This is a genomic window from Bacillus sp. ES1-5 (assembly GCF_022487605.1).
Lineage (GTDB): Bacteria > Bacillota > Bacilli > Bacillales > Bacillaceae_G > Bacillus_A > Bacillus_A wiedmannii.
This window is the reverse complement of sequence record NZ_JAKVPU010000018.1, coordinates 1-15,637: the sequence shown is the minus strand read 5'-3', so window position 1 is coordinate 15,637 and position 15,637 is coordinate 1. Positions and strand designations below refer to the sequence as shown.

The window sequence follows — 15,637 nt, the reverse complement described above, 5'->3', positions numbered from 1 at the left end:
CCGTGGTGTAGTGGTTAACATGCCTGCCTGTCACGCAGGAGATCGCCGGTTCGACCCCGGTCGGGACCGCCATTTTATATAAAGAAAAGAACGAAACATGTTGTTTCGTATTTTTTTATTTGTTTTAACAAAAAACTAATAAAGACAGTCAAACTATCCTTAGGAAAACTCCTAAGGACTTTTTTATATATTCAAAACCTGTATAATAAAAAGCAGAGAACATTGGGAGCAAAGTAGGTGAAGTCTGTGAGTAAATATGAAATAACAACAAACTCTTCTGAGGAAACACAAAGATTATCAGAAAAACTAGGTGGACTTGTCGGGGCACAAGATGTAATTATTTTAGAAGGAGATCTAGGGGCTGGTAAAACAACTTTTACAAAAGGACTAGCAAAAGGTCTTGGAGTGAAAAGAGTTGTAAATAGTCCTACCTTTAATATTATTAAAGAATATAAAGGGAGATTGCCGCTATATCATATGGACGTGTATCGCTTAGCAGAAAGTGAAGAGGACTTAGGTTTTGATGAGTATTTCTACGGTGAAGGAATTACTGTAGTAGAATGGGCTCATTTAATAGAAGCATTTTTACCAAATGAGAAGTTACAAATTAGTTTATTCCATACTGGAGATGATACAAGGAAAATTGTACTCGAGCCAATTGGAGATCGATATATTAGATTATGTGAGGAGCTATTACAAGATGAAAGTACTAGCAATTGATACTTCAAATTACGTAATGGGTGTATCCCTTATTGAGGAAGGAAACGTAATTGGGGAAATCATTACAAACTTAACAAAAAACCATTCTGTACGTCTTATGCCAGCTGTAGAGAAATTGTTAAAAGAATGTGGTGTAAAACCGAAAGAATTAACTAAAATCGTTGTAGCTGCTGGACCTGGATCATATACAGGTGTTCGTATAGGTGTGACAGCTGCAAAAACATTAGCTTGGTCACTTCAAATACCAATTGTAGGTGTATCAAGTTTAGAAGTAGTGGCTGCAAACGGTGCTAATTTTAATGGGTTGATCTGTCCTTTATTCGATGGAAGACGTGGACAAATTTATACTGGGTTATATACATATGAAGGAGAGCATTTAACTTCTATAGAAGAAGACCGAATCATCCTTATTGTAGACTGGTTGCAAATGTTAAAAGATAAAGGAAAGCCTGTTTTATTTATTGGTAACGATGTTAAACTGCACAAAGAAACAATAATAGAACATTTAGGCGACCAAGCTGTATTTGCTCCTTTTACTAAAAATAACCCAAGACCAAGTGAGTTAGCTTTCTTAGGGTTACAAAAAGAAGAACAAGATGTACATTCATTTGTTCCTAGTTATCTTCGTTTAGCTGAAGCTGAAACAAAGTGGTTAGAAAGTCAAAACAAGTAGGAGTCTGCAGAAGATGGATATGATATTTAGAAAGATGGAACTCGATGATATCGCTCAAATTGTAGCTATTGAAGAAGCGTCTTTTTCAACTCCTTGGACTGCAGATGCCTTTCACCGTGAGTTAACGACGAATGAACATGCACATTATGTTGTGCTAGAAAAAGATGGTCGTGTAATTGGGTATTGTGGATTGTGGATAATTATTGATGAATCACATATAACAAATATAGCTATTTTGCCAGAATACAGAGGTCAAAAGCTAGGGGATGCTTTATTGAAAGAAGTTATTTCCGAAGCGAAAGATTTAGGGGTAAAAACGATGACGCTTGAAGTACGTGTATCAAATGAAGTAGCAAAACAGTTATACAGAAAATACGGATTTCAAAATGGTGGAATTCGTAAACGATACTATGCAGACAATCAGGAAGATGGTCTCGTAATGTGGGTGAATATATAATGGAAAAAAATACGATTATACTTGGTATTGAAACGAGTTGTGATGAAACAGCAGTAGCAGTTGTTAAAAATGGAACGGAAATTATTGCGAATGTCGTTGCATCACAAATTGAAAGTCATAAACGTTTTGGCGGAGTTGTACCAGAGATTGCATCCCGTCATCATGTAGAAGAAATTACAGTTGTGTTAGAAGAAGCTTTAAAAGAAGCAAATATCACATTTGATGATATTGATGCAATTGCTGTAACAGAAGGACCTGGTTTAGTAGGAGCGCTTTTAATAGGGGTAAATGCAGCGAAAGCAGTGGCTTTTGCACATGATATTCCTCTAGTGGGTGTTCATCATATCGCTGGGCACATTTATGCGAACCGTTTAGTGAAAGAAGTTCAATTCCCACTACTATCACTTGTTGTATCTGGTGGACATACGGAGCTTGTTTATATGAAAGAACATGGTTCATTCGAAGTGATTGGTGAAACGAGAGATGATGCAGCTGGAGAGGCATATGATAAAGTAGCTCGAACGTTATCCATGCCATATCCAGGTGGTCCTCATATTGATCGCCTTGCACATGAAGGGGAACCGACAATCGATTTGCCTCGTGCATGGCTAGAACCTGATTCGTATGATTTCAGTTTCAGTGGATTGAAATCAGCAGTTATCAACACTGTGCATAACGCAAAACAACGCGGGATAGAAATTGCACCGGAAGATTTAGCAGCAAGTTTCCAAGCGAGTGTAATAGATGTGCTTGTAACGAAAGCATCTCGTGCAGCAGAAGCGTATAACGTAAAGCAACTGCTTCTTGCTGGTGGAGTAGCTGCGAATAAAGGACTTCGCGCACGTTTGGAAGCGGAATTTGCGACAAAAGAAAATATCGAGCTAATTATTCCTCCACTATCTTTATGTACCGATAATGCAGCGATGATTGCAGCCGCAGGTACAATTGCATATGAACAAGGAAAACGTGCTACATTAGCTTTAAATGCAAATCCAGGATTAGATATTGAAGCATAGTTATGCACAAAATTAACCACAGCTTGTGGATAAAACCCATATTATCTGTTGATAATATGGGTTTTATTGTGTATATAAAATGTTGATAACTTTTTTTGTAGTTGTGGATAATGTGGAAAAGTTATTTTGTGGTTTATTTTATAAAGGTGGATATGTGTATAAACCTGTGGATAAAGTAGGTGAAGTCTGACCTTTGAATGTATTCTTTTTTGGGAAATAAATCGCAAGAAGATATCTCTAAAAAACATTTTGAAATGTGCCCTTATTATAGGGGCGAGCCAATATTGTCAAACTTTGTCGGTAAATCGGTATGTCGTGTCGAATCGTTTATACCCCAGCTAGAAGATAAAAAGGATGTCGCATAGTCAAAAATCCCGACTTATGAGACATCCCTCTTATTCATACTCTTATAAATGTAATTCTTCCCATTCTGCCATACAAGCATCAAGTTGCTCTTGTAGTGTTTGCTTTTTCGTTGTAATTTCACTAGCCTTTTCATAATCTGCGTATATTTCTGGTAAGCAAAGTTGATCTTCTAACGTAGCAATTTCTTCTTCAAATTCTACAATATTTTGTTCTAGCTCCTCAATTTTTCGAGTGCGTTGACGTTCTAATTGTTTACGCTCTTTTTCTTCGAGATAATTTAATTTTTCTTGAGCTACAGTTTTTTGAACAGGTGCTTGGTTTTCTTGCTGTTCTTGTTGTTCAAATGCTGCACGTTCAATCATTTCATTTTTCTTCTCCACATAGTAATCGTAATCGCCTAAATACTCTTGTGCACCTTCTGTTGACAACTCAACAACGGTCGTCGTTACACGATTAATAAAGTAGCGGTCATGTGAAACAAATAGAAGGGTGCCTGGATAATCAATTAAAGCATTCTCCAAAATTTCTTTACTATTTAAATCAAGATGGTTCGTAGGTTCATCGAGAATTAATAAATTCGATTTTTGCATCATAAGTTTTGCAAGAGCTAATCGAGCTTTTTGTCCACCACTAAGAGAAGATACTGGTTTTAGTACATCATCCCCTGTGAATAAGAAGTTACCTAATATCGTGCGAATTTCTTTTTCGGGCTGCAGTGGATATTCATCCCATAACTCATTTAAAACTCGCTTAGAAGATGTTAAGTTTGCTTGTTCTTGATCATAATAACCAACAGATACATTTGATCCGAAAGAAACATCACCATTTAATAGTGGTAACTTATTCACAAGTGATTTTAATAATGTGGATTTCCCAATTCCGTTTGGACCAACTAAAGCAACGCTATCCCCGCGAGTTAAGCGCATAGTTACATGTTCAATAATCGGATCATCATCATAGCCGATAGTTGCATCCTTTACTTGTAAAACATCATTTCCACTTTGTTTTTCGATATCGAAGTGGAAGGATGCTGACTTAGAATCACCTAAAGGTCTAGTCAATAATTCCATTCTATCTAATTGTTTACGACGGCTTTGAGCGCGTTTTGTCGTAGATGCGCGAGCTATATTTTTTTGAACGAAATCCTCAAGCTTAGCGATTTCATCTTGTTGTTTTTCATAACGTTTCATGTCTTGCTCGTATAATGCTGATTTCAAGTCTAAATATTTACTGTAGTTACCAACAAATCGTCTGCTTTCTTTATTCGAAATTTCATATACTTGTGTAACGAGTTTATCTAAGAAATAACGGTCATGAGAAACGATTAGTATTGCGCCAGGATAGCCTTGTAAATATTGTTCAAGCCATGTTAATGTTTCGATGTCTAAATGGTTTGTAGGCTCGTCCAAAATAAGTAGGTCTGGTTTCTTTAATAATAATTTACCGAGAGCTAATCGTGTTTTTTGTCCACCACTTAATGTAGAAATCGTTGTCAGGTGCGTTTCAACTGGGAAGCCAAGACCACTTAAAATCGAGCGAATATCTGCTTCATATTGATATCCACCTTGATCTTTATAATCTAATTGCAATTGGTCATAATCAGCTAATAATCTTTCATATGTAGCCTCGTTTGAAAAGTTTTCTTCTTTTCCCATCTCTTGCTCTAGCCTTCGAAGTTTTGTCTCCATTTGCTGCAAGTGTGTAAAGACGGTTAACATTTCATCCCAAATTGTTAAAGATGTTTCTAACCCGGTATTTTGAGCTAAATATCCGATTGAGACATCTTTCGGTTTTATAATTTCGCCACCATCATGAGATAGCTCACCAGCTATTATTTTTAATAATGTAGATTTTCCGGCCCCATTTCGTCCGACTAATGCGATACGATCTTTCGTTTGAACTTCTAATTTTATGTTTGCAAGAATCGTTTCTGCACCGTATAATTTCGTAAGCGCGTTTACTTGTAATAAAATCAATGTTTTCACCTCAAATAATTTCTTAACTTTGCCATGTTTATATTTCTCAATCATACTAAAAATAGTGTATAGTTTAAAATAAAGAGAGAATACTTCTTCTCTTTATTATACAGGGAAATTCATGAGTGCTAAACTTCTGTATTTGATTCAAGTATATGAATAAAGATAGGAAGAGAGGAGAGGTTATATGGATCAGCAAAAAATTCCACAGGCCACTGCCAAACGATTGCCTCTATACTATCGATTTATCCAAAACTTATCTCTTTCTGGTAAGCAACGTGTTTCATCAGCCGAATTGAGCGAAGCGGTAAAAGTTGATTCCGCAACGATTCGAAGAGATTTTTCATATTTTGGAGCGTTAGGGAAAAAAGGTTATGGATATAACGTAAATTATTTATTATCATTTTTCCGTGAAACACTCGACCAAGATGATATAACACGTGTAGCACTTATTGGAGTAGGTAATTTAGGGACCGCTTTCTTACATTATAATTTCACGAAAAACAATAATACAAAAATTGAAATGGCGTTTGATGTTAGTGAAGAGAAAGTCGGGACAGAAATCGGGGGCATTCCTGTATATCATTTAGATGAATTAGAAGAACGTTTATCAACTGATATACAAGTGGCAATATTAACAGTACCCGCTACAGTAGCACAATCTGTAGCAGATAGATTGGCAGAAACGAACGTGCATGGTATTTTAAATTTCACACCAGCGCGCTTAAATGTGTCAGATAATATAAGAATTCACCATATTGATTTAGCGGTAGAGTTACAAACACTTGTTTACTTTTTGAAGAATTATCCACAATAAAACGCAGAGGAATCGACCTCTGCGTTTTATTATTGTTTTTTCTTTGTGAATTTAACTAAGATAAGGCGAAGTGCCAAATTAAAATCAATTGTTGCCATAACTGCAAATAGTATTGTCCACATATTCCAGATTGTATCTGTTACGTTCGTAATGGCGAAGCGTGTAAAGATACATCCTAGAAGGAAGTACAATGCAGCCATGAACAATGGTGAGTTCCTCATACTAAAAATCCTCCGATAAAGCCTTGCATTTTTTCAGCTTCTTTAATCATTTCTTGAATTTGTTCATTGCTCATTAAAACTTGAGCAACTGCAACTAATGTATTCATTGCAACATGAGCTGCGATAGGGACGATAATACGCTTCGTTTTTACATATAAAAAGGCGAATACGAGTCCCATAGAAGTGTATACCAATAAGTGAGTGAAATCAAAATGGATTGCTGCGAATACAAGAGAACTAATGATAGCAGCGATAAAGAAGTTAAACTTCTTATAAAGTGTACCAAATAAAATTTTTCTAAATACGATTTCTTCCAAAATAGGTCCTATTATAGAGATGACGATAAGGAACCAAGGTGTCGTTCTTGCGATATCCATAAGTCTTGCTGTATTTTCTGATCCAGGTTTAATGCCTAATACACGCATTTCTATCATACCGGCAATACTTTGTGAGAAAAATGCTAAGAAGAACCCGATAAAAATCCAACCAATCGTAGCTGGAACAGTAGAGCGCATTGTATCTAAACGTCTGTCACGAATATCTGTTCTAAGTAACCAAAGTACGATACATAATGCAATAAAGAAGCTAATGATTGCCCAGTGGCCAGTTATGAGTTGAAATTTTTCTTCTCTAGTAAATCCTCTGTTATCATAAAGTCCAGTTTTCAGCAGAAGTGGTAATCCAGCAATGGATGATAACTGCATTAAAATGTATGTAACGATAACCCACCAATATTGTTTTTTCAAATGGTTTAACCATCCTTTCTAACTCTAGTGTATGAGATAAGGTAGGATAACATGTAAGTATGCTACCTACGATATAAACTTCACTTAAATTATGTTTTTTTCGTAAATCCTTATTTGAAATTATAATAGAAGACAGGAGAAAGTTGTGTGCATAGCGAAAACAACTTAGGGTGTCCTTTCATATTGTAACATACGAGTAGTGGAAACAACGATTCATATGGTACAGGTAGAAGAAGAGGGACTCTATATAGAAAAGTGTATAGCTTAATTTGCGAAAAAATTATGATTTTTTTACTTGCAAAAGAAATTGAGATTATTTATTATTATAAGTGTGTTAGCACTCGGGTGACTTGAGTGCTAATAAATAAAATTTACATAACAAAATGAGGAGGTTATTGTTCATGCTAAAGCCATTAGGTGATCGCGTTGTAATTGAGCTTGTTCAAGCAGAAGAAAAAACAGCAAGTGGTATTGTATTACCAGACACTGCAAAAGAAAAACCACAAGAGGGTAAAGTTATTGCAGTAGGTACTGGTCGAGTGCTTGAAAATGGTGAGCGTGTTGCTTTAGAGGTAGCAGCAGGTGATCTTATCATCTTCTCAAAATATGCAGGTACTGAAGTAAAATACGAAGGTACTGACTACTTGATTTTACGTGAAAGTGACATTTTAGCAGTTATTGGTTAATTATATAAATCTTAAAAAATTCAAGGGGGTCAATTATTATGGCAAAAGATATTAAATTTAGTGAAGAAGCACGTCGTTCGATGCTTCGCGGTGTCGACACTCTTGCAAACGCAGTAAAAGTAACGCTTGGACCAAAAGGGCGTAACGTTGTACTTGAGAAAAAATTCGGTTCACCACTTATTACAAATGACGGTGTAACAATCGCAAAAGAAATCGAATTAGAAGATGCATTCGAAAACATGGGTGCAAAATTAGTAGCAGAAGTTGCTAGCAAAACAAATGATGTAGCTGGTGATGGAACGACAACTGCAACTGTATTAGCACAAGCTATGATTCGTGAAGGTCTTAAAAACGTAACAGCTGGTGCGAACCCAATGGGTCTTCGTAAAGGTATCGAAAAAGCTGTTACTGCTGCAATTGCAGAATTAAAAGAGATTTCTAAACCAATCGAAGGTAAATCTTCTATCGCACAAGTAGCTGCTATTTCTGCAGCTGACGAAGAAGTAGGTCAATTAATCGCTGAAGCAATGGAACGCGTTGGTAACGACGGTGTTATTACTTTAGAAGAATCTAAAGGATTCACAACAGAATTAGATGTAGTAGAAGGTATGCAATTTGATCGTGGATATGCATCTCCGTACATGATTACTGATTCTGACAAAATGGAAGCAGTTCTTGATAACCCATACATCTTAATTACTGATAAGAAGATTTCTAACATCCAAGAAATCTTACCAGTATTAGAGCAAGTGGTACAACAAGGTAAACCACTTCTTATCATCGCTGAAGACGTAGAAGGCGAAGCTTTAGCTACATTAGTAGTGAACAAACTTCGTGGTACATTCAATGTAGTAGCTGTTAAAGCTCCTGGATTTGGTGACCGTCGTAAAGCAATGCTAGAAGATATCGCAATCTTAACTGGTGGCGAAGTAATCACTGAAGAATTAGGTCGTGACTTAAAATCTGCTACAGTTGAATCTTTAGGACGCGCTGGTAAAATCGTTGTAACGAAAGAAAACACAACTGTAGTTGAAGGTATCGGAAATTCACAACAAATCGAAGCTCGTATCGGTCAAATCCGTGCGCAATTAGAAGAAACTACTTCTGAATTCGATCGTGAAAAATTACAAGAGCGTCTTGCTAAATTAGCAGGTGGCGTAGCGGTAATTAAAGTAGGTGCAGCAACTGAAACTGAGTTGAAAGAGCGCAAACTTCGCATTGAAGATGCACTGAACTCAACTCGTGCAGCAGTAGAAGAAGGTATCGTTGCAGGTGGTGGTACTTCACTTATGAACGTATACACGAAAGTAGCTTCTATCGTAGCTGAAGGCGACGAAGCAACAGGTATCAACATCGTACTTCGTGCATTAGAAGAGCCAGTTCGTCAAATCGCAATCAACGCTGGTCTAGAAGGGTCTGTAGTTGTAGAGCGTCTAAAAGGCGAAAAAGTAGGCGTTGGTTTCAATGCAGCTACTGGCGAGTGGGTTAACATGCTTGAAACTGGTATCGTAGATCCAGCTAAAGTAACTCGTTCTGCACTTCAAAACGCAGCATCTGTTGCAGCTATGTTCTTAACGACTGAAGCTGTAGTAGCTGACAAGCCAGAACCAAATGCACCAGCAATGCCTGACATGGGCGGCATGGGCATGGGCGGTATGGGCGGAATGATGTAATTCCGTTTGCTCGAAAAACATCCATTTCTATATAGAAATGGATGTTTTTTTATGTTTTTTAGAAAAGGAAATGAATTTCTGTAGAATTTTGTCGCTTTCTCTCTTGACCATATAGATACTTCATTGTTAGAATCTAGGAAGATAATATAAAACGATCCTTCATATATCCTCAAAGATAAGGTTTGAGAGTCTCTACCGGGTTACCGTAAACAACCTGACTATGAAGGCAGTGTGTCTTATATTTATAAAGAGCGGAAGACTATCTTTCTTTATAAAGCCAGACCCCTGCCTTTTCTTTGTTATGAGACTAGAGGCGGAGGACTGGCTTTTTTTATTATATTAGTAATGCTTTTTGCCTAATTGGTAAAAATATTTATATACGAGAACTAACGTTGGGGTGATTATTTTGAAGAAGCAGCATGATACAATTATCGTTTTAGATTTTGGGAGTCAGTACAATCAGTTAATAGCACGTCGAATTCGTGAGTTCGGTGTATACAGTGAACTTCATCCACATACAATTACTGCGGAAGAAATTAAAGCAATGAATCCAAAAGGGATTATCTTCTCTGGTGGACCGAATAGTGTATACGGTGAAGGCGCATTACATTGTGATGAAAAAATCTTTGACCTAGGATTACCGATCTTCGGTATTTGTTACGGTATGCAGCTTATGACACAACAATTCGGTGGTAAAGTAGAACGTGCAAACCACCGTGAGTACGGAAAAGCTGTTCTTAAAGTAGAGAACGAATCAAAATTATATGCGAACCTTCCAGAAGAGCAAGTTGTATGGATGAGCCATGGCGACTTAGTAACTGGTTTACCTGAAGGATTCGTAGTAGACGCGACAAGTGAGTCTTGCCCAATTGCTGGTATGAGCAATGAAGCGAAAAACTTATACGGTGTACAATTCCACCCAGAAGTACGTCACTCTGAGCACGGTAACGATTTAATTAAAAACTTCGTATTCGGCGTATGTGGTTGTTCTGAAGGATGGAACATGGAGAACTTTATCGAAGTAGAACTAGAAAAAATCCGTGAAACTGTTGGAGACAAAAAAGTACTATGTGCACTTAGTGGCGGTGTAGACTCTTCTGTTGTAGCAGTATTAATCCATAAAGCAATCGGTGACCAATTAACATGTATTTTCGTTGACCACGGTTTACTTCGTAAAGATGAAGCAGAAGGTGTTATGAAAACATTTAGCGAAGGCTTCCATATGAACGTTATTAAAGTGGATGCGAAAGAGCGCTTCATGAACAAGTTAAAAGGTGTAGAAGATCCAGAACAAAAACGTAAAATCATCGGTAATGAATTCATTTACGTATTTGATGATGAAGCTTCTAAATTACAAGGTATGGACTTCTTAGCACAAGGTACACTTTACACAGACATCGTTGAAAGTGGTACAGCAACTGCACAAACAATTAAATCTCACCATAATGTTGGTGGTCTTCCAGAAGACATGCAGTTCAAATTAATTGAGCCTTTAAACACGTTATTTAAAGATGAAGTACGTGTATTAGGATCAGAACTAGGAATTCCTGATGAAATCGTATGGCGTCAACCATTCCCAGGCCCTGGTCTTGGTATTCGTGTATTAGGTGAAATCACAGAAGAGAAATTAGAAATCGTTCGTGAATCTGATGCGATTTTACGTGAAGAAATTATTAAAGCGGGCTTAGACCGCGAAGTTTGGCAATACTTCACTGCGCTTCCTGGTATGCGTAGCGTAGGTGTTATGGGTGACGAGCGTACTTACGATTACACAGTAGGTATCCGTGCAGTAACATCTATCGACGGTATGACAGCTGACTGGGCACGTATCCCTTGGGACGTATTAGAGAAAATCTCTGTACGTATCGTGAACGAAGTAAAACACGTTAACCGTATCGTGTATGATATAACAAGTAAGCCACCAGCAACTATTGAGTGGGAATAATATCATAATAAAAGATCCATCTATTGCTCATGCATAGATGGATCTTTTATATTTTTACCCTTAATACGAACGAAGGTATAAAAGTTTATAAAAATGTTCGTTTTTAAATTGACAAAACTACTTCATCGGGTTAATATGAGTATGTAATTCAAACGAAAAGTGAATATTATGCCGTCGTATAATATCGGGGATATGGCCCGAAAGTTTCTACCTAGCTACCGTAAATGGCTTGACTACGAGGCGTTTCTATAAAGATGAGGGGAAACTTGTCTTTATTCATAGAACGCTTCCATGTATATGCAATGGAAGCCTTTTTTATTTTTAATAGATAAAAGAGGGCTAGGGAGATTACGGCGAGTAATCATATAACGGGGGAAACGTAAGATGAAACGCTATTTTCAGTTTGATGAACTCGGCACAAATTATAAAACAGAGTTCATAGCAGGTTTAACGACATTTTTATCTATGGCTTATGTACTATTTGTCAATCCTGCTACGCTGTCACTTGGAAATGTTAAAGGGTTACCAGCAGGTACAGGAATGGATCCAGGTGCAGTATTCGTTGCTACAGCATTAGCAGCAGCGATTGGTTCGTTAATTATGGGGATATTCGCGAAGTATCCAATTGCTTTGGCGCCGGGTATGGGAATTAACGCGTTCTTTGCTTATACGGCAGTGTTAACGATGGGTATTCCATGGCAAACAGCGATTGCCGGAACATTAATGTCAGGTATTATCTTTATTATTCTTACTGCTTCAGGTATTCGTGAAAAAATCATTAATGCGATTCCATCAGAGTTAAAGTTCGCAGTAGCGGCAGGTATCGGATTATTCATTGCTTTCCTTGGATTCCAAAATGCTGGAATTATCGTGAAAAATGATGCTGTCCTTGTTGGATTGGGGGATTTAACAAAGGGCACAACGTTACTAGCGATTTTCGGAGTTGTTACTACAATCATCTTCATGATTAAGAAAGTTAATGGTGCAGTGTTCTACGGTATGATTCTTACAGCAATCTTAGGAGTAGCGACAGGATTAATTGATACTCCAAAAGCTGTAGTGGGAGCAATACCGAGTCTAGAACCAACGTTCGGTGTGGCATTAACGCACTTCGGAGATATTTTCACTGTTCAAATGGTGATTGTTATTATAACGTTCTTCTTCATCGATTTCTTTGATACAGCAGGTACACTTGTAGCGGTTGCGAATCAAGCTGGATTAATGAAGAACAATAAATTACCACGTGCAGGAAAAGCATTATTTGCAGATGCGATTGCAACTGTAATCGGTGCGATCTTAGGTACATCAACAACAACGTCTTATATTGAATCTTCTGCAGGGGTAGCAGCGGGTGGACGTTCTGGATTTACAGCAGTTGTAACAGCGGGGTTCTTCTTGCTAGCGCTATTCTTCTCACCACTCTTAAGTGTTGTGACACCAGCTGTAACAGCGCCGGCGTTAATTATTGTAGGAATCTTAATGGTTTCATCTTTAGGCGAAATTGATTGGAAGAAATTTGAGATTGCAGTACCAGCGTTCTTTACAATCATTTCAATGCCACTTACGTATAGTATCGCAACAGGGATTGCAATCGGTTTTATCTTCTATCCAATTACAATGGTAGTAAGTGGTCGTCGTAAAGAGATTCATCCAATTATGTATGTTATGGGAGTTTTATTCGTACTATATTTCATCTACGTTCGTCAATAAAAGGGGTTTTTTGAAAGGTCTAGACTTAAGGGGAGTCTAGACCTTTTTTGCGTCTTCAGAAAATCTTAAGGATTTCCGAGCGTTTTTCTTCAGAAGTTTTCCTATAATAGAAGTTAGGGATTAAAAAAGTAATGGGGGAGATATTGTGGCACACGAAACAATACTTGTCGTAGATGATGAAAAAGAAATTCGAAATTTAATTACAATCTATTTAAAGAATGAAGGATATAAAGTATTGCAAGCAGGAGATGGAGAAGAAGGGTTACGTTTACTAGAAGAAAATGAAGTACATCTAGTCGTATTAGATATTATGATGCCAAAAGTAGACGGTATTCATATGTGTATGAAAGTAAGGGAAGAAAAAGAAATGCCAATTATTATGCTTTCTGCGAAAACGCAAGATATGGATAAAATTTTAGGATTAACAACAGGTGCAGATGATTACGTAACGAAACCATTTAATCCGTTAGAGTTAATCGCAAGAATTAAATCCCAGCTACGTCGTTATATGAAAATGAATGGTTTCGCTATACAAAATGAGGACGAGTTAGAAATTGGAGAGATGAAAATAAACATCTCCACTCATACAGTCATTGTAGATGGAGAAGAAGTGAAACTGACTCCGAGGGAATTTTCGATTTTAGAATTACTAGCTCGTAATCCGGGGATGGTCTTTAGCGCGGAACAAATTTATGAAAAGGTTTGGAACGAAAGATCTTTCCAGTCGGATAACACGGTAATGGTTCATATTCGGAAAGTGCGTGAAAAGATTGAGGAGAATCCAAGGAAGCCAATATACATAAAAACAGTATGGGGAGTGGGGTATAAGATTGAAAAAGATATTTAATCCATTTACTTATGTAAGAAAAACAAGGGAATTAATTGAAAAATTAGTAAAGAGCGTACGGAAGAGTATAAGAATTCAATTGATTACTACTTTTGCTGCTTGTGCGTTATTAGGAGTTTTGTCAGCAAAGGGAGCTGCGCCATTTTTTGAGAATGCGAATCGTCAAGCGACTATCGATTATCGGGCTGGTATGGAACGAATTAATCACCAAGCTCAAGGAGCGGCAAATAGTTCGGTTCATGAAAATAAATTAGAAGCTATATCCGATATGATCGAAATGGAGAATCAAAATTTAGAGCGAGGTTCTAGAGCTTTAAAAATATTGGTTACTGATGAGAGTGGTAAAGTTTTATATAAAACGAAGCAGGCGCAAGAAGAGCAAATCGATTTGCATAATACGATTCGTAATGCAGCATCATTTGCGATTAACTATTCAAATGGTCGAGATGTATTTGAAAATACGAGAAAAGAATTTATAGCTTTTTCACCTATTACAATAGAAGATAAGAATTTATACATGTTTGTTAGTGGGATTCCAGAAGGTGAAGTAATATATGATACGCAAGAAGGACCGTTTCCGTTTTTCATAGGTGTACTTGTATTTATTTTCTCTTTCTTCTATATAACAAAGAGAAAGATGAAGCAAATTGAAGCGATGGCACAAGGTGTAAAGGAAATAGAAAAAAGAAACTTAGCGTACCGTATTGAGAAAAAAGGTGAAGATGAGATTGCGTCTTTAACTGAGAATATTAATAATATGGCGGAAGAGCTTATGAATAATATAGAAAAGGAACGTAAATTAGAGAAGCAAAAGAATGAGCTTATTACGAATGTATCACACGATTTACGTACACCACTGACTTCTATAATGGGTTACTTGCGATTACTTCGAGATTCTAAATATGAAAATAAAGAACAACATGATGAGTATACGAGAATTGCCTTTGCAAAGTCGGAGCAGTTAAAGAATTTAATAGAAGATTTATTTGAGTATACGAAGTTAACAAATGAGCAAGTTATATTGGAAAAACAAGAGGTTTGTATAAATGAGTTATTGGAGCAATTAATAGAAGAGTTAGTACCGCAAGCAGAAGAGCATGGACTTACGTTTGTTAAGAAGTTTCTTGAGGAACGTGCCTATGCAGCGGTTGATTCGGAAAAGATGGTTCGTGTATTTGATAATCTATTAATGAACGCGATTAAGTATAGTAAAGATGATGGGGAGATAAAGGTTTCTCTTCAAAGGCAGCGCCGGGATATACAAATTGTAATTGCGAATCATAGTGAAGAGTTTACGAGAGAAGAGTTAGGGAGTTTGTTTGAACGATTTTATAAGAAAGATCAATCTAGAAGTAGAGTAACAGAAGGATCGGGACTTGGATTAGCGATTGCAAAAAGTATTGTTGAGTTGCAAGGTGGCGGTATTCGGGCAGAATATGAGGATGGTATTATTCAGTTTATCGTCTCGTTACCAATTATAGAAAAATAATAAATGAATAGAATGATATTTGATAAAAAGGCTTATTTTAAAAGAAATAAGCCTTTTTATATTTTTTTAGAAAAATATGTTGACGATTAGAGTATAGAGGTGTAATATAGGACAAGTCGCCGATGCAATAACGCAGAACGCGGCAAACGAAATGAAAAACTTAGTTGACATTATAAATTAGAAGTGTTAACATAAGGGAGTCGCAAATGAGCGACCAATTAGTTCTTTGAAAACTGAACGAAACAAACAACGTGAAACGTCAATTTTTATTTTTAGATGCTAGACAAACTAACTT

General features: G+C 36.9%; 14 protein-coding genes and 2 riboswitches. Of the genes, 11 read left to right on the top strand and 3 right to left on the bottom strand.

Annotated elements, in window-relative coordinates; all coding sequences use genetic code 11:
- The first annotated feature begins 246 nt into the window (after nucleotides 1–246).
- The 4 genes from tsaE to tsaD are packed head-to-tail and all read left to right on the top strand — an operon-like array spanning nucleotide 247 to nucleotide 2,866.
- On the top strand, nucleotides 247–720 hold the full coding sequence (gene tsaE, locus MKO96_RS28740) for a tRNA (adenosine(37)-N6)-threonylcarbamoyltransferase complex ATPase subunit type 1 TsaE (protein ID WP_064460136.1): 474 nt from the start codon (nucleotides 247–249) through the stop codon (nucleotides 718–720).
- Nucleotides 701–1,393, top strand: a complete 693-nt coding sequence (tsaB, locus tag MKO96_RS28735) for a tRNA (adenosine(37)-N6)-threonylcarbamoyltransferase complex dimerization subunit type 1 TsaB (RefSeq protein WP_087979192.1) — start codon at nucleotides 701–703, stop codon at nucleotides 1,391–1,393. The genes tsaE and tsaB overlap by 20 nt, the downstream gene beginning before the upstream one ends.
- A 13-nt stretch (nucleotides 1,394–1,406) precedes the next feature.
- On the top strand, nucleotides 1,407–1,850 hold the full coding sequence (gene rimI, locus MKO96_RS28730) for a ribosomal protein S18-alanine N-acetyltransferase (RefSeq protein ID WP_000367199.1): 444 nt from the start codon (nucleotides 1,407–1,409) through the stop codon (nucleotides 1,848–1,850).
- Nucleotides 1,850–2,866: a tRNA (adenosine(37)-N6)-threonylcarbamoyltransferase complex transferase subunit TsaD gene (gene tsaD / locus MKO96_RS28725; RefSeq protein WP_000414581.1), complete on the top strand. Its 1,017-nt coding sequence runs from the start codon at nucleotides 1,850–1,852 to the stop codon at nucleotides 2,864–2,866. Before rimI ends, tsaD begins: the two co-directional genes overlap by 1 nt.
- A gap of 407 nt (nucleotides 2,867–3,273) precedes the next feature.
- Here the strand turns inward: tsaD and MKO96_RS28720 are convergent, their stop codons facing one another.
- The gene (locus MKO96_RS28720; RefSeq protein WP_240589303.1) at nucleotides 3,274–5,208 is read right to left on the bottom strand and encodes an ABC-F family ATP-binding cassette domain-containing protein; all 1,935 of its coding nucleotides are present in this window, start codon (nucleotides 5,206–5,208) and stop codon (nucleotides 3,274–3,276) included.
- Between the two features lie 187 nt (nucleotides 5,209–5,395).
- Between MKO96_RS28720 and MKO96_RS28715 the strand changes: the two genes are divergently transcribed.
- Complete coding sequence (locus MKO96_RS28715) at nucleotides 5,396–6,025, top strand: redox-sensing transcriptional repressor Rex (RefSeq protein ID WP_000372703.1); 630 nt, start codon at nucleotides 5,396–5,398, stop codon at nucleotides 6,023–6,025.
- 29 nt (nucleotides 6,026–6,054) lie between these two features.
- Here the strand turns inward: MKO96_RS28715 and MKO96_RS28710 are convergent, their stop codons facing one another.
- Entirely contained in the window at nucleotides 6,055–6,246 is a 192-nt protein-coding gene (locus MKO96_RS28710) for a YdiK family protein (protein ID WP_001246201.1), read from the bottom strand.
- Nucleotides 6,243–6,992 (bottom strand): CPBP family intramembrane glutamic endopeptidase, encoded by a 750-nt coding sequence (locus MKO96_RS28705; RefSeq protein ID WP_000745348.1) that lies wholly within the window; start codon nucleotides 6,990–6,992, stop codon nucleotides 6,243–6,245. Before MKO96_RS28705 ends, MKO96_RS28710 begins: the two co-directional genes overlap by 4 nt.
- Nucleotides 6,993–7,393: 401 nt before the next feature.
- Between MKO96_RS28705 and groES the strand changes: the two genes are divergently transcribed.
- From groES to ampS, 6 genes are all read left to right on the top strand, one after another.
- Complete coding sequence (groES, locus tag MKO96_RS28700) at nucleotides 7,394–7,678, top strand: co-chaperone GroES (RefSeq protein ID WP_000917306.1); 285 nt, start codon at nucleotides 7,394–7,396, stop codon at nucleotides 7,676–7,678.
- Between the two features lie 38 nt (nucleotides 7,679–7,716).
- On the top strand, nucleotides 7,717–9,351 hold the full coding sequence (gene groL / locus MKO96_RS28695) for a chaperonin GroEL (protein WP_001029985.1): 1,635 nt from the start codon (nucleotides 7,717–7,719) through the stop codon (nucleotides 9,349–9,351).
- 139 nt (nucleotides 9,352–9,490) lie between these two features.
- A riboswitch (purine riboswitch) is annotated at nucleotides 9,491–9,592 on the top strand.
- A gap of 165 nt (nucleotides 9,593–9,757) precedes the next feature.
- Nucleotides 9,758–11,296, top strand: coding sequence for a glutamine-hydrolyzing GMP synthase (gene guaA / locus MKO96_RS28690; RefSeq protein WP_276314292.1), 1,539 nt, complete (start codon nucleotides 9,758–9,760; stop codon nucleotides 11,294–11,296).
- 154 nt (nucleotides 11,297–11,450) lie between these two features.
- A riboswitch (purine riboswitch) is annotated at nucleotides 11,451–11,552 on the top strand.
- Nucleotides 11,553–11,680: 128 nt separating this feature from the next.
- Nucleotides 11,681–13,006, top strand: coding sequence for an NCS2 family permease (locus tag MKO96_RS28685; RefSeq protein ID WP_240589302.1), 1,326 nt, complete (start codon nucleotides 11,681–11,683; stop codon nucleotides 13,004–13,006).
- Nucleotides 13,007–13,151: 145 nt separating this feature from the next.
- Nucleotides 13,152–13,853, top strand: a complete 702-nt coding sequence (locus tag MKO96_RS28680) for a response regulator transcription factor (RefSeq protein ID WP_087979198.1) — start codon at nucleotides 13,152–13,154, stop codon at nucleotides 13,851–13,853.
- Nucleotides 13,837–15,342, top strand: coding sequence for an aminopeptidase AmpS (gene ampS, locus MKO96_RS28675; protein WP_240589301.1), 1,506 nt, complete (start codon nucleotides 13,837–13,839; stop codon nucleotides 15,340–15,342). Before MKO96_RS28680 ends, ampS begins: the two co-directional genes overlap by 17 nt.
- The last annotated feature ends 295 nt before the right edge of the window (nucleotides 15,343–15,637 follow it).